At 48.1% G+C, this 18,730-nt stretch carries 21 protein-coding genes; 7 read left to right on the top strand and 14 right to left on the bottom strand.

The features are described 5' to 3' along the window. Window positions 1-739: 739 nt before the first annotated feature. The 9 genes from PHP91_RS03670 to PHP91_RS03630 all read right to left on the bottom strand — a co-directional run bounded on the left by PHP91_RS03670 (window position 740) and on the right by PHP91_RS03630 (window position 7,370). Window positions 740-1,231 carry a hypothetical protein gene (locus PHP91_RS03670; protein ID WP_300137021.1) on the bottom strand — a complete coding sequence of 164 codons (492 nt, stop codon included), beginning with the start codon at window positions 1,229-1,231 and terminating at the stop codon, window positions 740-742. Between the two features lie 2 nt (window positions 1,232-1,233). Continuing rightward, the gene (locus tag PHP91_RS03665; protein WP_300137019.1) at window positions 1,234-2,766 is read right to left on the bottom strand and encodes a hypothetical protein; all 1,533 of its coding nucleotides are present in this window, start codon (window positions 2,764-2,766) and stop codon (window positions 1,234-1,236) included. 511 nt (window positions 2,767-3,277) lie between these two features. Next, complete coding sequence (locus tag PHP91_RS03660) at window positions 3,278-3,598, bottom strand: hypothetical protein (RefSeq protein WP_300137016.1); 321 nt, start codon at window positions 3,596-3,598, stop codon at window positions 3,278-3,280. Window positions 3,599-3,768: 170 nt separating this feature from the next. After that, complete coding sequence (locus PHP91_RS03655; RefSeq protein WP_300137013.1) at window positions 3,769-4,797, bottom strand: site-specific integrase; 1,029 nt, start codon at window positions 4,795-4,797, stop codon at window positions 3,769-3,771. Beyond that, window positions 4,794-5,018 (bottom strand): DNA-binding protein, encoded by a 225-nt coding sequence (locus tag PHP91_RS03650; protein ID WP_300137009.1) that lies wholly within the window; start codon window positions 5,016-5,018, stop codon window positions 4,794-4,796. Before PHP91_RS03650 ends, PHP91_RS03655 begins: the two co-directional genes overlap by 4 nt. Window positions 5,019-5,182: 164 nt before the next feature. Further along, on the bottom strand, window positions 5,183-5,458 hold the full coding sequence (locus PHP91_RS03645) for a hypothetical protein (RefSeq protein WP_300137007.1): 276 nt from the start codon (window positions 5,456-5,458) through the stop codon (window positions 5,183-5,185). Between the two features lie 60 nt (window positions 5,459-5,518). Continuing rightward, window positions 5,519-6,052 (bottom strand): hypothetical protein, encoded by a 534-nt coding sequence (locus tag PHP91_RS03640; protein ID WP_300137004.1) that lies wholly within the window; start codon window positions 6,050-6,052, stop codon window positions 5,519-5,521. A gap of 533 nt (window positions 6,053-6,585) precedes the next feature. Then, the gene (locus tag PHP91_RS03635) at window positions 6,586-7,152 is read right to left on the bottom strand and encodes a tyrosine-type recombinase/integrase (RefSeq protein WP_300137001.1); all 567 of its coding nucleotides are present in this window, start codon (window positions 7,150-7,152) and stop codon (window positions 6,586-6,588) included. Continuing rightward, window positions 7,137-7,370: a hypothetical protein gene (locus PHP91_RS03630; protein WP_300136998.1), complete on the bottom strand. Its 234-nt coding sequence runs from the start codon at window positions 7,368-7,370 to the stop codon at window positions 7,137-7,139. Before PHP91_RS03630 ends, PHP91_RS03635 begins: the two co-directional genes overlap by 16 nt. 824 nt (window positions 7,371-8,194) lie before the next feature. Between PHP91_RS03630 and PHP91_RS03625 the strand changes: the two genes are divergently transcribed. After that, on the top strand, window positions 8,195-9,652 hold the full coding sequence (locus PHP91_RS03625; RefSeq protein WP_300136995.1) for a DnaB-like helicase C-terminal domain-containing protein: 1,458 nt from the start codon (window positions 8,195-8,197) through the stop codon (window positions 9,650-9,652). Continuing rightward, a complete protein-coding gene (locus tag PHP91_RS03620; protein WP_300136991.1) occupies window positions 9,652-10,062 on the top strand; it encodes a replication protein in 411 nt (136 codons plus the stop codon). The genes PHP91_RS03625 and PHP91_RS03620 overlap by 1 nt, the downstream gene beginning before the upstream one ends. A gap of 154 nt (window positions 10,063-10,216) precedes the next feature. Here PHP91_RS03620 and PHP91_RS03615 read toward each other — a convergent pair whose 3' ends face one another. After that, the gene (locus PHP91_RS03615; RefSeq protein WP_300136989.1) at window positions 10,217-10,387 is read right to left on the bottom strand and encodes a hypothetical protein; all 171 of its coding nucleotides are present in this window, start codon (window positions 10,385-10,387) and stop codon (window positions 10,217-10,219) included. A 154-nt stretch (window positions 10,388-10,541) separates the two neighbouring features. Beyond that, the gene (locus PHP91_RS03610; protein ID WP_300136986.1) at window positions 10,542-10,877 is read right to left on the bottom strand and encodes a helix-turn-helix transcriptional regulator; all 336 of its coding nucleotides are present in this window, start codon (window positions 10,875-10,877) and stop codon (window positions 10,542-10,544) included. A gap of 163 nt (window positions 10,878-11,040) precedes the next feature. Here PHP91_RS03610 and PHP91_RS03605 point away from each other — a divergent pair, with 163 nt between their 5' ends. Then, window positions 11,041-11,439: a hypothetical protein gene (locus PHP91_RS03605; protein ID WP_300136983.1), complete on the top strand. Its 399-nt coding sequence runs from the start codon at window positions 11,041-11,043 to the stop codon at window positions 11,437-11,439. Between the two features lie 134 nt (window positions 11,440-11,573). Here the strand turns inward: PHP91_RS03605 and PHP91_RS03600 are convergent, their stop codons facing one another. Then, window positions 11,574-12,503, bottom strand: a complete 930-nt coding sequence (locus PHP91_RS03600; protein ID WP_300136980.1) for a lipase family protein — start codon at window positions 12,501-12,503, stop codon at window positions 11,574-11,576. A gap of 211 nt (window positions 12,504-12,714) precedes the next feature. On the opposite strand from PHP91_RS03600, the gene PHP91_RS03595 reads away from it, so the two are divergent. From PHP91_RS03595 to PHP91_RS03580, 4 genes are all read left to right on the top strand, one after another. Next, the gene (locus tag PHP91_RS03595; RefSeq protein ID WP_300136977.1) at window positions 12,715-13,131 is read left to right on the top strand and encodes a MucR family transcriptional regulator; all 417 of its coding nucleotides are present in this window, start codon (window positions 12,715-12,717) and stop codon (window positions 13,129-13,131) included. A gap of 174 nt (window positions 13,132-13,305) precedes the next feature. Further along, the gene (locus PHP91_RS03590; RefSeq protein WP_300136974.1) at window positions 13,306-13,566 is read left to right on the top strand and encodes a hypothetical protein; all 261 of its coding nucleotides are present in this window, start codon (window positions 13,306-13,308) and stop codon (window positions 13,564-13,566) included. 104 nt (window positions 13,567-13,670) lie between these two features. Beyond that, complete coding sequence (locus PHP91_RS03585; protein ID WP_300136972.1) at window positions 13,671-14,333, top strand: Fic family protein; 663 nt, start codon at window positions 13,671-13,673, stop codon at window positions 14,331-14,333. A gap of 24 nt (window positions 14,334-14,357) precedes the next feature. After that, window positions 14,358-15,086, top strand: a complete 729-nt coding sequence (locus PHP91_RS03580) for a DUF6710 family protein (RefSeq protein ID WP_300136969.1) — start codon at window positions 14,358-14,360, stop codon at window positions 15,084-15,086. 32 nt (window positions 15,087-15,118) lie between these two features. On the opposite strand, the gene PHP91_RS03575 is transcribed toward PHP91_RS03580, so the two are convergent. Together PHP91_RS03575 and dndD are read right to left on the bottom strand one after the other, a co-directional pair. After that, window positions 15,119-16,657, bottom strand: coding sequence for an FtsK/SpoIIIE domain-containing protein (locus PHP91_RS03575; RefSeq protein ID WP_300136966.1), 1,539 nt, complete (start codon window positions 16,655-16,657; stop codon window positions 15,119-15,121). Continuing rightward, window positions 16,654-18,726 carry a DNA sulfur modification protein DndD gene (gene dndD, locus PHP91_RS03570; protein ID WP_300136963.1) on the bottom strand — a complete coding sequence of 691 codons (2,073 nt, stop codon included), beginning with the start codon at window positions 18,724-18,726 and terminating at the stop codon, window positions 16,654-16,656. The genes PHP91_RS03575 and dndD overlap by 4 nt, the downstream gene beginning before the upstream one ends. Between the last annotated feature and the right edge of the window lie 4 nt (window positions 18,727-18,730).

Raw genomic sequence — 18,730 nt, 5'->3', positions numbered from 1 at the left:
CGACGCCATGACGGACACGGAAAACTGCACGTCGGAAGCGGCGGACACATAGCGGACATATTCCTGAAATCCGACATCAGGCACGAAAAAAGGGTTCCAAGTATTCACTTGAAAGCCTTAACTTTCTAGTGGTGGAGCTGGAGGGAATTGAACCCACGACCTCTTGAATGCCATTCAAGGTCATCGTTTGTAGGTGTTTGGAATGTTTATCGTTTTGAGCGAGGAATATACATCGAGGGTATATTTGCGGGTAAAAGGTATATTTTTTGTATATTCTTGGGAGGTATAGAAATGGTATATCCAGCCTCCCAGTCGCCCTACTCTACAGGGCTAATTTGTTCTCAGACCGGAGACAATCGGATATCCAGACCTTGACCAAAGCCTGTCTGGAAATACCGAGCCTCCGGGCCTTCTCGTCCATCTCCTTGACCATCCATACCGGGAAATCAACGTTCACTCGCTTGATCTCACGGTCAAAGGTTTCGGAGTCAACACCTCTGTTGTCCTTGGACTTCATAACCCACCTCGCTAGTTTTCATAGAACGGACGGACATAGACCAACCATGTCCTTAGTCGGAGATATTCTGACGGTATCTCAGAGATAGGATCATGGCTAGGACTTTGTCCGTAGACACTGATATTCTTGATGAAATGGTATACGGAATATATCAGAAGTACACCATTTTGGATTGAGCATAAGAAAAAGGGTGAGGTTGCGGCCTCACCCCTTGATCTATATTTACTGGCAGAGGTCTTCCAGTGCTTGAGGGTCATCATCACCATAACCCAGGTCTCTCGAAAATATCTTTTTGATTTCCGAGCAAGTATACTTTTTATACTTTCCAAAAAAGCGCGTATAGACCCCACATCCGGCAAAATGGGGAAGAGCATTTATGACGTCCAACTCATTATCACCGAATTCAATATGGACATAGGGGTCATCCACACGGTCCTCGAAAACATAGGTGGCTATTACACTGTTTCCTTTGAGTGTCCCTCTGGCAAGAAGCTCACAATCAGAGGGAACGATCACGTCTTCCCGCTTGCCGGAGTGCCCACCCCAAAGGCGTATGGTCACATCCCCATTATTCTCGTCTATGTAAACCAACGAATGCGCCCCACTGCTGTGGACATTCAGGTAAATCCCCGAAACAGATTCGGCAGCCGATGACCCTACTGAAGCAAGGATAAAGACAAAGACCAGTATCGTTTTGGATGCAACATTTATCATCGTTATTCTTTTCGGCCCTTCTTCAATTTGTTAAGCGCATCAAGTTTTTCACGTTCGAGTCTTTTCTGAACGCTCTCTCTCACCTTCTTGGACGAACCTCCAAAGCGAGTTTTCCTTTCTTCGTAGATGGCTTCTATCAAGTCCGATTCAAACTCTTGACTCGAAGGATCGAATCGCTCCTCTTGTTTGAGTTTCTCAACGGCCTTCTTCACCACATTAGTGTCCGGTCCATGCTGCACTCCAGTTGACCATAACACTTGCTGTAATGTCTTTGAGTGCTTGTCAGCATCAAGTCCAAATTCTTTAACGCCATTTGCGACAGGCAAATAGTGACCGTCATAAATGAATTTATCTTGCTGGCGTTCAAACTCCTCAGGATACTTGTCTGCCATATCTCGCCACTTCTTGTCGAACTCAACAGACCCTGGAGTCAGTCCTTCAAACTCATCCTTCCAAGGAAAGTCCTTAGATGTTACGAATTCTTTGACTCTACCTCCAACTTCCCCCTTGTGTCTACTTGTCATTTGATACTTGCCATACGATTTGCCACCCAAATCTCCTTCCCCAGAAGAAATGGCATGCGAACCGTCTCTGCCTGATTCATACTTCTCTGACAGTTCACCAAGACCAGCGTGTGTATTGGGGGTCTCGCCCTGCGGTTTCGGACTTTCTTTCTGCTGCTCCTGGTCTTTGACCTTCCCACGATACTGGTTGCCGTCATGGACCTCATCCTGGTCTTCCGGGATTTGAAGCTCGGCATCCTCTGCCTCTTCATTGCCACCAGCATCACTTGCAGATCCAGTATCGTTCGCAGCAAGCATCTCGGTATCTTCCATCTTGAAGCCCGGCTTGGCACCAGGCACATCCTCTCCCTCAGACGCTCGTGCTTTCTTTACGTCAACACCGGCATACCCCAGGTACTTGTCGTACATAGCGTCAGCGTCTTTCTCATCGAACTTGGCCTCGGATAGCACGTACTTGTTGATGAGATCGAAAGCGGCATCATCATGTGCCTGGACGCCTTTCTCGTCTTTGGCTCCAAGCGCCCCCTTGGCAAGACGCTGCAAGCCCTTGTCGAGAACGTTCCGGGAGCGTTCGTTGAGCTTGTCCAAGGCGAACTGATGCCCCTGTTGCAGGAAGCCTTTTTTGATGTCAGGCAGGGATTTCGAAAGAGCCTCGTGCCGCTTGCCGCCCTTGGGGACGGTGGAGAGCACGGAATGTTCATAGTCATCGAACTGCTTCTTGAGGTTGGTAGCATCTTTGGACGGCTGATTGCCGGTGACATTCTTCTGCCAGTCACCCAGCCCCTTACCGAAGAAGTCGTGCGCCTCGTTCTCCTTCTCGACGGTAAAGTTGAGCCGGTCCAAATCGTGGTAGGCGTCCCGCTTCTGCTGCCGCTGCGGTTGCTGGTTCTGGTTGTTGTAGCCGATGCCCATTTCCAAGGCAGCCCTGCGCTGGCCGCCGGTTGCGTTGTCGAGCATCTTCTTCTGCTCGTCGGGGTCCATGTTAATAAGCGATTTTCCAAAATCAAACATAATTCAGTTCCTCCTTTTGGGATGTCGATTGTTCAAAGATCAGACATCCTAACCCCGAATTTCGGCCTCGGATGAAAACGGGCGAAAAAGGATAGTAAGGGGACAAAAAAAGCATAACTTGGCAGCTTGACAGGGTTTTGAAGAAGAGGATTGAAAAAACGACTGCCGAATAAAATTTTGTGCCAGCCATTCCAATGAGTTACAAAGACGCCTTTTCATCACAGGCCAAGTGCTGAAAATGGCCTTGGGCAAAAAAGGGGCATGAATGGGTGCTAAACGGTATAAAAAAGCAAGGGGTCTTACTGTTGCACCCGGCCTCAAGGATCAATATTTAAGATGAACTTATTTTGCAGCAGGTTAGAGCAGCACAAAAACGTTGGCGGAATTTGGTTCAGCTCCCCCCTTCAATGGTCATCATCCAAAAAAACCGTTCCTTTGGGGGACACAAAAAGGAAGACCGGGGATTCCCGGCCTTCCTCATAAATACTGGCAGTAGTCGAAGCCCTGACCGCTATTTACCGTCCAAGATACCCCGAATGCCCTCAAGCTTCTTTTGGTTGGACTTCAGGCGTTCATACAAGTGCCACACCAGATCATCGATCTCTTCTAGGAATTGCTCTTGTTCTGCTTTGCTGGCTGATTGCATCCATTTCAGACGATAGGCAATCATGCGCTTGACTCCCATCGCGCTTCGTTCGTCTTGCTGCCAAGCCGCCCCGTAAATGTCCCAATACTCGTATTCGGGGAAATCATTCTCCATCACTGAGGCAATAGTCTTACCTTCCCGCACCAACTGTCTAATCTTTTCAACGTCTTTGGGATTTGTGATCACGAAACTCTCCTAATTCTGCAATTCAATAAAATGAAAGAATAGGAGCCATGTATACTTTCCCAAACATTCCAATGGCAAGTATAACTTTCGATATTTACAGGAAATTCAAAAAGCAAAAGGACCAACAAATTGGTTTTTGCTGGTCCTTCTGGATACTGGATTGATAAACGTTAGATCAACTCAGGCTTCACCTCGATGGCCCTGCGTCGCTCATCGTTGGTTTCATGATAGTACGTGTTCATGATCATCCTCAATGAGGTGTGGCCCAGCATGTTGGCTACAGCCTTGGCGTCGGCACCCTTGGCGAGTATTTCCGAAGTGAACAAGTGCCTGATCGTGTACATGCATACGGACTTGTCCAGACCGGCACGCTTCCTTGCCGAATTGAAGGCCGTCTTGACGCTCTTGATGCGCCTTCCTCGAAATTCGATGAGGAAGTCGGTCTGGGCCTCGACGCGCTTGGCCTTCAGGCGCTCCTTGAATTTATCCGTAATGGGGATAACCCTATCGCTCGCCTCGGTCTTGGTGCCACGGACGCGAATGGTGTTGTTCTGCCAATCGACATCCTTCCACAGCAATCCGAACAACTCGCTCGGACCGGGACGTGCGCCAAGCTCCCACATAACCTCTAGAGCGAACTGAAGGTGTGGCGGCGACACGTTGTAAAGCTTACGGAACTCCCCAAGGCTGATCGTGAGTTCTCTCGACTTCTCGGGACGCTTCACAAGGGACCACCACTTCTTCATGGGGTTCTTGGGGATGTGGTCCATCTTCACGCCGTAGTTGAAGATGATATTGAGATAGTCCATATAGCGATTCTGCGTTGATGCGGCCCTGCCGTCGTAGAGGGCATGGACTTCTTCAAAATCCTTGGACTTGAGCTGCATGATCGGCTTGTTGGCGAGGATGGGCAGCCATTCCTTGTTCAGCTTGTCGCTGATAAGGCTCAGGTAGCTTTTGTCGCGCTTCTTGCGCTTCTCGTGGTTGATATAGAGCTGAGCCAACTCATCGAGATGCATATCCGACTTATTAACCGGGAGCTTCTTGATCTTGGCCTTGCGGACTTCGAGGTCGCGGAGCTTTGCGGCTTTCTTGCCCTCAGTCCCTTTACCGAAGTATTCCTTAACGGGACTCTTCTTGCCCGCGACACGGTACTGGCAGTACCAGACGCCCGTCGTTTTAATCTGCCCGACGCTCATATCTCGACCGGGGTGAACCCCGTCCTCCTGCGTACCGGAGCGGAGACAAAGCTTGTGGGCGACTCCATAAAATCATCGAGATCAGAGACCTTGAAGCGGTTCCTGTTCGGACCGTACTTCGGCAACTCATACTCCTTGATGAGATTGGAGAAGCTCCTCGCGCTATTGTATCCGCAATAGACGGCAGCATTCTTGAGATTGAGGTATTCGGGGCGAATCATGGATTGTCTCGTCTAGTCCTTGGCCGTTATCCCTTCCGGTTGTTCCCGGGAGTCAACTTCAATTCGGTCATATTCGTTCTGCTCGTGTATCACTCTGTTAAGTTTGGCCTCATGTTACAGTTATTTATATTGAGGGGTTAGGTCTGTACACAGGGTTGTAGGGACTACTCGTCCTCGTCGCTCGTCGTAGCGGGTTGCCGTTCCGCCTGCTTGGAGTGAGGCCTCTTTTGGAAGTATGTGTTGAGCACCTTTCCCGTATTGTCCCATTCCTTGCAGTAATCGACCTTCCTGGGAGCGGGTAACGGCACGTACACATACGAAATCATCTTCATTCGAGGGGGCTTGGGAGCGTCGTCCGCGTCTTCAAACGCCCCTTCGCCGAAAAATTCATTGACCGCACTGATGGACTCGGCCTTGTTTCGGCCTCTCTTTTTCTGCATGAAAATGTCCTTGATTTTGGGGGCCGACAGCGAGAAGCCGTCGGCCCCCATTAGATGGGGTTAACGCCCGAGGGCGTCCAGGGCGTCGAGTTCGTCATCCAGATCGTATTCGTCATCGTCGCCGTCTACCGGCTCGACGGCGTGAAGCCGATCGTAGATATTCTCCATGCCGGAATCAGCGGATTCCGAAGTAGAGTCCTCCTCGGTCGCCGGGAGGCTGGCGAAGGAGAATCCATCCTGCCTCACATCGAGTTCTTTCAACTCGATGCGGTCGTCGATGAAGGGGAGAACTTCGAAGTCTCCCACGAGCTTGATGTAGTGGTCGCGCGAATTCTTCGCCTTGGTAAGAGCGCGGACGAATCCGTCTTCCTCACGGAAGGTGACCATTTTGAACCCCAGAGCGTTTTGCTCCGGCGAATAGACGACTCGGATGCGGTCGCCTTTGTTCCAGCCGCACTCGGCGATGTAATCGTCCGAGAAGAAGACCTTACGATACACAGGCCCACCCTTTCGAGGCGAGGTGCAGCGGTAAGAGATGTTATACTTCTTTTCCTTAGCCAGTACGTCCCTACGGGACAGATCTTGGTACTTCATGGTTATCCTCCGTGAAGTGTCTAGTGTTGAAAAGAAGCGGGCCCGCAAACTTAGTTGTATTTGAAAATTGCATTCACCAATTGCGAAAGTGACTAGTCGATGCATTTGGCGAGCAACGTTTCAACGTGGATTTCCCACTATTATCGCATAGGGGTTTTGACGATTTGAACTAATCGAAGAAAACTTTTCCCTCGTCACCATGTAACATACTGGTTTAACGCACAATAAATCTTCAACCCATTTCACACGAAATGGCACGATCGGATGCTGGGAAAATGGGGAAAAGCCGTAAAAACAGGCCCAAGAGGAGATCAACCTATTGGAATAACAACCGATACATCAAAGAATGCTTGAAATAGCTCGAAAAACAACTTATATGTGTATTTTTGAAATATTTTAGCACCAGAATTCGATGCCACATTCCTACTGATCCGGCTTCGACGAAATCCGAAACACATACTCCATAAAGACATAAGGCGTCGGTCCGAAAATGAACCGACGCCTTTCTGAGAGGTTGTGAGGGATATGGAGGCCTATATGTCGTGCATCATGATCTCGCTGACTTCGATGGGCTGAACCCCTATGTAGCGCATGGTCACCGCCGGATTGGAATGATTGTATCGGCGGCAAAGAATCTCGAAGCCGACCCCGTAATGCACACGCTGGACATAGCCGAAGGTCTTGCGAAGCGTCCTGCCTCCATAGTTGCCTTTGAGGTTGATTGCTTTGGTCCATGCCTGAACCATCCTGTTCACCGTGGCAAGGGCCAGTGGGTTTCCCGACTTCCTCGACCCGAACAGATAGTCGTCCGAGCACCGTTTACCATGGCCCATATAAACCGCCAGAGAACGGCCTATTTCCTTATTAATAATGAGGAAATTCTGTTTCCCCGTCTTGGATTCCCTGATTTCGATAGAATCGCCGACCTTGCATCCTTCCACATGAGCGACTTTGAGTTGAAGCAAGTCTCCCAGCCGGATTCCGCTATTGATCCCCATGACGAACAGCAGGTGGTCCCTTGGCCTGGATTTGAGGAGTTGCTTGATCGACTTGATGTCGCCCAAATCCCTGATCGGCTCCTTGGTCATGGATGCAGCCATTGTTCGCCTCCCTCGCTCGTCGCAGCGGCTTGTCGTTTCCATTCATCGTATTCCGGCCTGCTGACAGCCCGCAGTTCACTCTTGTGGTGAGAACTCATGGTCCCATCATAGTCGGATAGAACCAGGACAACAGGGCCGGAGAAATTGGCGATTCGCCCGTATTGATAAATGCCGAGGCCGATATTTGAAAGAATCCGCACCGGATCGTCGATTTCCATGTTCGATACCCTTGAATGTAAAGTTCCTTATATTCCAGACATATAAAGTTGATTTGGGGTTGTACACACAAAAGAGTGTTTCATCACAAGTGGTTATCGTCGTTATCAATGTCGGAATCACGTCAACACTTGGTAATGAGTTGACGTTGAGAAATTGCCGTATGGATGTTCGAAAAGGGGTTGCTTGGCTGAAAGAAAGAATCGGGATTGAACAGGTCAGAGTGGTGGTTCCAGTACAATTTTGATGGGACTTTGTCCCTTAATGGCATGACGAGCGGCTTACGCTCGTCATGTGTCAGCGTGACGCTGACACAGAATGGAAGGGTTAATAGGAATTGGGTTGGGTGAGTATTTGTGCGGAAAGGAGGCGGCTCGAAGAGTCGGCTTCTTTCCACTTATATTACAATATGTTATTGTATTAGAGTAAGCAGCTTCAATGGGAGACTAGGAGGTTTACGGATTGAAGATCAATTGGACATAACCGTCTAGAATCATGTCCTTAATTACGTCAAAAAAATTCAGAGAAATTTTACCCTAATAACCGACTGTTTTAACTGCCTTTTCATCAAGAGACTCTTCAAAAATCTAGGCTGGCCAATTTCCTCCCCCTTCACTGGAATCTCCCCGGATTGATAAACTCTGGCTCTTCTCGGACGGAGAAAACCCGAATTGGCCGGGGCTTCAAAATCCGTCTTTTTATCCATCAATTTCGGCATGATATAATTTTGTCGATTATCAAACATCGGAGGTTCCATGCATACGGCAACAACCACAACGTGGTTACGACAACCACAAACGACAAAGACCTATGAGGCGAGACACCTATGAGCATTAACTACAAACCGGAAATGATCGTTCCCCTCATCATAGCCTACTGCGAGAGAGATGCGGAACACGCGGCCCTCGTATTCAACCGCTTCAAGGAGAAACACATCGGTGGCGGCGGTCCCTGGACGGTCTTCAGGCACTACAAGGAACTGTACGATGAAGCGGGAGAACTGCCGAATCGGGAACTGCTCAAAGCCATGGCCCATGACACCCAGCGCACAGAGGAGCAGGTGAACGACTTCATCCAGGCCATGGACACCATCAGCCTCGACGCATGGCCCGCGCACCAGGTCAGGCAACTCACTGCTGCCTACTACAAACGGCTCCAGCTTATGGAATTGATGGAAGGGGCCATGGGTATCCTCGACACAGAGAATAGCCTTGATCCGCTCGTTCTCGACAGGACCGAATCCTTATTGAAAGACGGACTGATCCTCAACAAACCCCTAGATGACACCCGGCCAACCGACTACGACGCCGACTTTGACGGCTTTCTGGATACGGTTCTGACCAAAGACAGCAGGAAGGTGGTCAAAACGGGCTATGCCAAGTTGGACAACGACGGCCTGAAAGGCGGCTTGCCGGAAAGCACATTGACCGTCCTCGCCTCCCGGACACACGGCGGCAAGACGGCGACGATGCTCAACATGGCCCACAGGCAGGTGCACAATGGATACAACGTCCTCTTTGTCACCCTGGAAGACACCAAACTCTCGTGTGACTACAAGGAATTGGCTTTGAGAAGCGACATCCCCTTGGAGATACTTCAATCCGTCCAAATCGCTGACAAAAAGCGCCCCGTCAACAAGTTCAGGGAACGACACAAAAAAGCCTCAGACAAGCGAGGCAAGTATTACATCGTGGACATGGGCGAGAAAGAGTTCAGGGTCAGTGACCTCAGGCGGCTTGTCGCGGGTTTCGGCGAAGGCAAATTGGACGCGGTTTACATCGACTACATCGGAAAGATCGCCCCACCCAAGGAGCTGAATTCCAGCAGCATGTACGAAAAAGCCAAGTCCATTGCCGCCGAACTGCGACGGGTAGCCCTGGAATACAAGCTGCCCATTATCACGGCTGCCCAGACAACCAGGGAAAGCATCAGGAAAACGACCCAGGAATTGGACCTGGATTGCATCAGCGAGTCCTATGCCATTGCCCATTCAGCCGACCTGATCATCATCCTGTCCGGCCAATCCGACGCCGACAGAATCTACGAACACCAACGATACATTAAGATCGTCAAGAACCGTATCTCGGGAATCGTCGAGGTGATGTTCAACATGTATTGGGACAAGAAGACCCTCAAAATCTTCGACCAGTCCCAACACGACCATTGGCTCGAATATGCGGCTGTGACCGGGGATTCAAGGAAAGAACTCCACCCCAACGGCAAATGGGAAGAGGCAAGGCCGGTTGATTTGAAGAAAACCTCAAAAAGCAAGGAGATACAATAATGCCTACCAAAGAAGAAATGGAAGCGCACCTGGCAGCAAAAGCAAACGGCGGCAACGGCGGAGACGAGAGAAAGCCGCCGTCTACTGGAAAAGAAGCGGCAGGCTCCTCCGGCGGCTACACCCCGTTTCCCAACCACATAGTTGAAGCGATGCTCAAGGAAGAAATGACCGGAGCCGAAATAAAGCTCTTCCTGTGGGTCCATCGACACGCCTACGGAAACTTCCACTACAAGTTCGTGAAGTACAGCGGCGAAAAAGCCAGCGACGCCACGAACTACAGCCGAAGACAAATGGACCGTGCCTATAGCTCGTTGAAAGCCAGAGGCATGCTTAGGTTCAAGAACGACGATGAAAAAAAGAGATATGTCCAGATCAACTTCCTGAAAAAGGACTGGAAACAGCCTGAATAATCACCACAAAGCCCGGAGGACAACCAATCCTCCGGGCTTTTTTCTTTACCTTGATTTCATCACCTTCAAAGCCAGCGACGAATACGAAGTGGAGTGCGTAGCTTCAAGCTTGCCCATCACAATGCACAACAGGGCAACCACGTGATTCATTTTTTCAACGGCAGTCCCGGCTTGGCCGGTAGCTGCCGACCACACGCTTCACCTTGCTCAAGATTTCCGTTTGACCATCGTCGCCATTGAACAAGCTCTCCAAAAACTCACTGCCTGTCTGCTCGGGCAGTACCGATTCCCCGCCAAGATATTTGTCGATCAATCCATGTTCCACAGTCCCTCCTTATATAAAGGCCGTAAGCCTTTCACATCTATTTATAAGGAATAGCCGGGGGACTAGGGGCTTACCCGATTAACGATTCGGAAAGGCAGATCAAAAGGAGTGGGGAACTGACAAGACCGCAAGCAGGACGGTCGCCCCTCGAATGTTACTGCTTGAATTTTCTTTCAATAACGCTCTTCACGATCTTATAAATAAGCTCGACATCTTTCTTGTTGGCCTTGTAGACCATGTCGCGAATTTCTGCCGTAAGGAGTTCCCGACCGGCCTTATGCGAGTTGTCGAACATCTCTCCAAGGGATGAATCCAAGGCGATACTGACCCGCTCCAGCTTCTCAATGGAGATATTCCCCTCTCCTCTCTCCACCTCGCCTAAGTATTTGGTACTCATACCAACTTTCTCGGCGAGTTGGGCCTGGCTCATATTCTTACCCTTTCGACGCGACTTGATCATGTCGCCTACACGCTTCGTCAAATCCGACATATCCACCTCCAAATTATAATTATAGGTGGCAAACATGCGAACAAAACCTTTTATAAGTGTTTACAAGCACAAAAATACGAATTATATGTTCGAAAAATAGCTGCTCAAGAACATCAAAGTGACTATCACCCTAGAAACCAACCCGCACACTCAAGGAACTCCCATGAAGATCAAAAACTACATCCCGGCATTTCTGGGCATCCTCCTGATGACCGCTACTTTCTACGGATGTTCGAGCAAAACTCCCGCCTTCGATCCGAGCACTATCTGCTCACAACAATCGGCACCGCTCGCCCCCAAGGCGGCGCACATGATGAATACGGGGGAACATAAGCTGTACGCCGAACTGGACTGCAACATCGGCCAGCTGAAAGGAGGCAGGGAATTCCTGCTGGCCATCCAGGAGGAGGTCGAAGCCCGCACCGAAGTACCCACCGAGGACATGACCGAATTCTACGACCTCAACAAACTGATCGTGGAAGCCAACGGCAAGTTCGACGGTGTGCTGGCCCAGGTCAACCCCGAATGGATGCGGGCCATGAAGGCCAATTACAAGAACTAAGACCAAACGTTGGAAGCTTGGGAATTGAGAACTCCCTAAGCAACCTCTCCCTAAGCCCATCCCCTGCGGATGGGCTTTTCTTGTTCAGGAAACGGTGTACAAAGTTGACACTTTAATCTTGTGGTAGTCAGTTCTCATGCTCCAACAACAGCTTTTCCAACTCGATCTATATAAAGTTCAATGTCATGTTCAGCAAATCCCTTCATCGTTGCCAATTTATAAATAAATTTTTTGAATGACCCTCTTCTCACTATATTTTCATTCACATGCCCATCTGCAGATAAACATTTTTCATTAAAACAGTCTGAATAACCAAACTTACGAGGTGGAACAGATGGAACAATATCGTATTCATTGAATATATGGAATGGGTTCCTAAAATACAATACAGCTTTTAAGTTACCATACCTAGGCATACCAAATGTATAACATGATTCTGTTGAAAACATCCTATCAATATAAAATCCCAAGAAATAATCCATATCACAACCACATTTCATATAGCGTCGTTCATCACACAATGCATGCAGAATAGCGGCAAGAGCACCACCAAGAGAATGTCCTGTCACATAAATTGGATTATTACCGCCAAAACGCCTATCAACTTCTGTTGCAATTTGACCTAAACAACCAATAATTGCTTTGTAGAATCCGCCATGAAAATAAACAGTCATATTCTTTTTATAAGATGGATTTGATTTTAAAATATTAAGATTCACAAACCAATCGTACAATTTCTGCGTCCCTCTCAGGGATATAAAATCTACGGATCCAACATGGACAACAACTGCAACAACTAAAGCGCTTTCTACAACAAACACCATCTCATTAGCATTTGAAATAGATCTGATATTGGTAACACCGGAGACCTTAACCGTGCTTCGATAGCCTGCACAGGGAATCAAATTCACACGGTTTGCGTTTTTTAATTCGAATTGTGGGATATGGAGGTAGGCAAGTCTTGCAACTTCTGCCGCTACCAGGGCTTTTTCCCAAGAGAAATTCGCATCACCCCAATCCCCGACTTTACCTGCCATTTTTTGAACATTTATCACTTCTTTCACAGAGTTCCACCCTCCTCTCACTCACGTTAGAATAAAAACACAGTAATAAATATATGGAAAGAGTTTAAAATTGTCGAGCCACATAAATCAACGCCAGACAAAAATCCGTGTACATGCGCCAACTCGCCGTATAAAGGCAGAATAGGACGACTGTATCCTTCTGAATTTGCGGAACAACAATGAATTTAATGGACAACAAGGAGCAAAAATCATGGATTGCATGGAACAGGCGATGAAGATGGTCGAGGCGCAGGCCGGTGTTCATGAAATGACCGCCGAAAGCATGATCTCGATGGTCAAGGAAGTGAACATGGGCCTCACCGGGATTGCCACCGGCGAGATCGGAGACAAGGCGCAGGAACCGACGGTCGATCCCAGGAAGGCCATCAGGAAGAAGACGATCACCTGCGTCGAATGCGGCAAGACGTTCAAGACCATCACCAAGCGGCACCTGGAAAGCCACGGCCTGACGCCCGCCGAATACAAGACGAAGTGGGGATACCCCAAGAGCCAGCCGCTTTCCTGCCGGGATACGGCCAAGGCACGTTCCGAGCGCATGAAGAACATGGAGTTATGGAAGAAAACCAAGCCCAAGAAGGCCCCGGCCAAGAAACCCGAAACCAAGTAGATCATATCACCATGATCGCAGAGGCCCGTCCGAAAGGATGGGCCTTTCATCTTTCAGCGAGAGATCAAGGCTACACCATCGTAGAGGCCCGACGAGGCCACGCAACTACGAGACTGATAAACCATATGGATTTTCGACAAGAAGTTCCTACAAGCCACACGAGAGGTCGAAACGATGACATCCGACTACAAGGACGAGAGACAAGGCAGGATTCCCCGCTTATACGCGACAGAAAACATCCCGGCAGAAGAGAAGCTTATCTACCACCACTTCTTCATAGACAACTCCCACTGGTACGCAGCCGAGTTCGACGGAGAGGACATCTTCTTCGGCTATGCCATCCTCAACGGAGACATGCAGAATGCCGAGTGGGGCTACTTTTCCCTTGCAGGAACTGAAAAGCGCGAAAGTCGGGCCTCTACGGGTGGAAGTTGATTGCTCGTGGGAGGTAAAGCGATTCAGTGAAATCCAGCCCATCATTCAACACAACCTCCTGCGAACAAATTGACTCTTTCTTCAATTCGGGACAATAAGAAGCCATGAAACAAGACAAAAAGAAAGCCCTGTTCATAGCCCAAAAGGTATTTGCCGAACTCGTCTTTGATGTTCAAAGCCTCGAAGGAATGCCCTTTACCATGCCAGAGGTACAAACATACATTCAGGGCATTACCGTGGGCGGCCATAAGGTCACAGACGAAGCAAAACTCAAGCAGCAAATCCTTGGTTGGGAGAAGCTTATCGAGTTGGTAAAAACAGATACCTTCGCCGTCTCCAAAAAAGTGGCCTGTTCGATTCAGGAAGTGATCGCCAAAGACGAAGCCCTTGAAGTCGGCCAATTCCGTTCAGGGCAAGTAAGTATTGCTGGCACTGAGTACAGGCCTCCCAAAGCAGACGAATTAGATGATATTTTTGCTGCCACCATTGAGGACATCCTAGAGCTCGAAGATATCCGAGAACAGGCATACAGGCTGCACTTGGACTTTGCTCGCAACCAGTTCTTTTACGATGGGAACAAACGAACTGGCCTACTGATGCTTAACGGGCACTTGATGAGCAATGGCTATCCCCCATTGTCGGTCCCGGCCAAGAGGCTGACTGAGTACAACACTGGAATAATCAAATTCTACGAGAGCGGCGATCATTCTGAAATGATGACATTTCTGAAACAATGCCATGAGGATATGTACAAGCGATTTGAGTAAGACACATTCCCGCTCTCCCCTCGCATGAAAGGACTCACAGGTTTGTTTTCAGAACTAATTGAAAATTATAAACGCAAGATTGCCTACAACTGCTGGGTCAAAGACAATGAAAAAAAATTCCATGCGAACATGAGGCTCGCAGAGGAATACCGTCGGTACTACCCAGAACAACTTCCAAAACTAAGCAAAATATTCGGAAGACAAGCTCAAGCGCGGCTCATTAATCAATGGCACGAAAGAGAAGAAAGGGAAGGCTTGCGGGGACAACCCAACGTTATGCTCTTTGACCAATGGTCCCAAATCGGACCAAACGGTGAAAATGGGTACGACTATTTGAAGGAATATGCTCCCACAAGACCTCTTGAAAACGGATATGATATCATTCTCCCATGGCCTTGGAATGAACATCGTAGCTGCAAGTGCTTCCAATACATTGGCATTGAAGAAGGCAAAAGAGACTGGCAGGCAGACTCAAACCACAGCATTGAATTCTGGATGCCGATGGGAATAGGCTGGGTATACAGCGGTAACCATTCGCTGACAGTTGGTATAATTGAAGGGATTGGCTCTATTCCAAACTACAAAGCCGTCGACATGTCATCGCTCTACGATCACGTTTATTGTGATGGACGCTTCTACCGACGCACACTAGACGATCAGGTTATTAACCGAGTTCGGGATGTGAGTATCGCATCAATTTTTGAGGTAGGCCGTTTGATTAACAAACACCTAGATTGGCGTGATCGACAATAAGGAACTTTGGTTTATGAGCCTCTATTGGCCGGTTACTTCCCCTTCAAAAAAGACTCGACATCATTCCGTGTCACATAAACCCCATGCACACGCGTCGCTTGCTTCCCCGTCGTCTTGACCAACATATCCCCAGCACCCAATAAATGCTCTGCCCCATTTTCATCAAGAATTATCTTTGACTCCGCTCCCTTCTGAACAGTGAGTGCAATTCTTGCGGGAATGTTGCTCCTGATCAAACCGCTAAACGTCTTAGAATCAGGGCGTTGCGTAGCGAGGACAAGATGGATACCAGCAGCTCTAGCGAGTTGTGCCAAACGGACAAGTTGTTCTTCAATCTCTCGATCTTGTATGATCAAATCAGCCAATTCTTCTATGAAAACGACTATGTATTCAATATCGACTTTCTTCTGACGAGCCTCTTGGATATTTGTCACATTTAGATCATTGAACAACTCGTAACGAAGGTCCATCTCAGCCACTAAACTATGAATAAAATTGCGAGCCTCTTCTACTCCAACAGCGACTTGCCCATTATATAAAAAGTTTGAGTCCCTATAGACGGAAAATTCAACCTGCTTAGGGTCGACGAGTGCCAACTTCATCGTTTGCGGCGAGTGTTGCATCATCAACGAGATAATAAGAGCGTGCAAGCAAACACTTTTTCCCTGTCCGGTAGCTCCACCGACCAAGAGGTGGGGTGCTTTAGCCAAGTCGAAAGAGAAAGGTTTCCCCATAATATCTACCCCAGGAAAAACCCGTAGCTCTTCGGTGGCTTTTTCTCCCACAGTCACCCACTCCTGCAACTGTGAAAAGCCACAGGATTGCCATGAACTTTTCTCACGAGGGATGTCTAAATAAACCGTTTTTGAAGCATCTCCACGACTCAGAGTCGGCAGCCCTTCTTGCAATCCCAAAACCAAACTAAGCCGTTCTAACCCCTTACGGAGCTTGTCGACCAAGTTAATATTCGGCAGAAAGACTTTGTATCTAGAGACCCTTGGACCATGAATCGCTTCCTTTATCTCAGCTGTCACAGCTATATCAGCAAGCGCAGCAACAAGTTGTTCGGAGATATCCATAGGAGAGTGGGGTTCGGGATCGCCACTCGTAGACTCACTATTACTTCCATTCGGTTCGGCAAATTCAGGAAGATCAGCTCGTCTATTTATGAGAGTTTCTAAAAACCTATCGTAGTCTTCGCTACAAGCAGCCCAGTCTTCTCTTAAAAGTTCAACGCCCCTATGCCAATGCTGACGAATCACAGTCCGAAAGGACTCCATATCTGTAACGGGGTTATCGCCATACATACGAGAATGGGTCACACACATGCCAATCCAAACTGCCACATCTTCCTTACTGAACATTGAAGAGGCCGGAACTTCGAGCCCTTTGGCATCAATCTTCTCATCAGGCAGTTTGCCCATGGATAGTGAGCGACTAATGGCTAGCCGAGCAATACTTGCTTTCGTTGACAGACCAAGGAGCTCCATCATCATAACAGTTGTCTTGTCGGCCGCTCGACTCGTCCTATATCGAGACCCAAGCACTTGCTGGATTGACAACTCGCTCATTGATGGCTCCCATTAAAATATGCGTCTTCTATTGCCGTTGTACGCCCGATACCATCGCCGACATCTATATGTTCCAACAGATATGTCTTACTGACATTGTCCTTTATCTGTTTGTAAAAGTCCTGGTCAATCTCCTCATCTTGTGAAAGGAGCAGCACCTGACGCTCCTTATCTTTAGTCCAAAAATCGAGAATATTGCTCCTATGCATACTGTCCAACCTACCCAGTGGGGTATCAACAACCATAGGAGCCTTAACTCCAGAGACCTCTGCAAGCCCTGCGATCAACGCCGTTGCAAATATCTGATTTTCACCAGCGGACCTGTCGAAAGAAATCTTCTTTCCAGACTTGCCTAAGATCGTTGTGCTCCCATCATTGCCAATCTCAATTTTAGCAACCTGATTCTTATGAGCTAACTGCCTGTACACGTCTGTCATCGCTTTCGCTAATTTTTTGACTTTTAATGGAAAGAGAGCTGGGATCAACTTATCAATTGTCACCCGAACTCTTTCAGACTTCTCTAGCAAAGCGCGGATGGGGCTTGAGTCATCCAGCTTTTTCTTTTCTCGTTCATACTCTGCGCGTTGCGCCTTTACTTGGCTAATCAGCGCATGTAATCGCCTATCGTCTACGCGCGAATCGTCCACCAGTTGATCCAACTCAGATTGAACACCCTGCAATTCCTCTTTCAAGGTTGTTAAGGTTCCATCCCGGTCAATTCCTTCTAACTTCGAAATCTTCCGGCCTAATTCGGAAATACGTTGAGACAATGAGTGTTGCACATTAAGATTTTCTTGAATTTCCTGTTGACCAAGTGACATGGAATTCAGGAATGACAAGGCTTCGTCTCTTTGTGTTTCATGTAAATAGCTATGTACTACTTCAGAAGCACAATCATCTGGGGGTGGGTAAAACAAACTAGCCCAAGCAGCTTCAATTCGACACTCAATAGCCCTCAATTGCTCATTTGTTAACGCCGGATCAATCTCAGGATCACTCTGCTCATGAAAAGCACTCTCAAATTCATTTCGTCTCGGTTCTAATGACCGTTTGTCAGCTTCCCAAGAAAAATATCGCGTTTCGGCTTCAAGTTGAGACTTGAAACTACCAAGGAGGTCCTTTGAAACTAAATGAAAAGGTAACTTCCCCACAAGTGCTTCTTCTAATTCCTTTTGCTTGCTTCTTAACTCTCCCCGCAGTTGCTCCCTCTCTTCAACCAAATCTTTTACGGTAGCGACATCACTACAGGCACCACCAGCAGAAGTGATGCGTTCAAAAAGAGTTTCCCTTTGGGCTTTAAGAGTTTCGATGCGATTGTTGACAGCTTTTTCCTTGTCACGAAGCTCTTGCAACTGAGTTTCATTATTCTGTAAACTTTCACTCAGCTGCAAAATCTTGTTCTCATCGACGTTGTTAACACCCAGTCTTTTTTGGATTTCAAAATTATGCAACCGTTGAGCAAGAGTCCTTAATAAAACCACGCCAAGTAAACCTTCCAAGCCCTGCTTGACCTGTTCAACTCGGCCTTGGTCTGCGAGTTTTTTTACCTCTTCTCCGTCAAAAAAGAAAAATGGAGCGATATGCGCTGGCACAAGGAAGTCGTCCAACATGTCAGCTAGATGGAAATTATTCCGTCCATCTACTCGTGGGGTGCCCGGAATATCCTTCTTGACTTCTCGTACAATGGCTTCTTCTTCAGCCGCCCAAGTGCCATTCGATCGGAAATACCATTTTCTCGTAATGTCTATAGCTTTACTTTGAGTTTTATTAATGACAACCCGCACAAGCATCGTATCGCGACCTTCTCGCCTGGCTTCACCATTAAAGGCGCGCTCCAAAAACGTAGGATATCCTTTTGCATCATCAATTTTAAGACCAGCCCTAGCTAAATGCGTCATTGCATCCTTACCGTAAAGGCAAAGATACAATGCTTCCAAAAGGGTCGTCTTTCCATATCCATTCATTCCACCAATGAGGACGACATTTTTACCCAAATCAGGCTTGGGAAACCCAAAATTTTGATGCTGATAGGACTTGAAATTCGTCAACTCTATTCTTGATATCCACATAGCA

It is taken from the genome of Pseudodesulfovibrio sp. (genome assembly GCF_028692895.1).
In the GTDB taxonomy this organism is placed as follows: domain Bacteria; phylum Desulfobacterota; class Desulfovibrionia; order Desulfovibrionales; family Desulfovibrionaceae; genus Pseudodesulfovibrio.
This window is presented reverse-complemented; position numbering and strand designations above follow the sequence as displayed.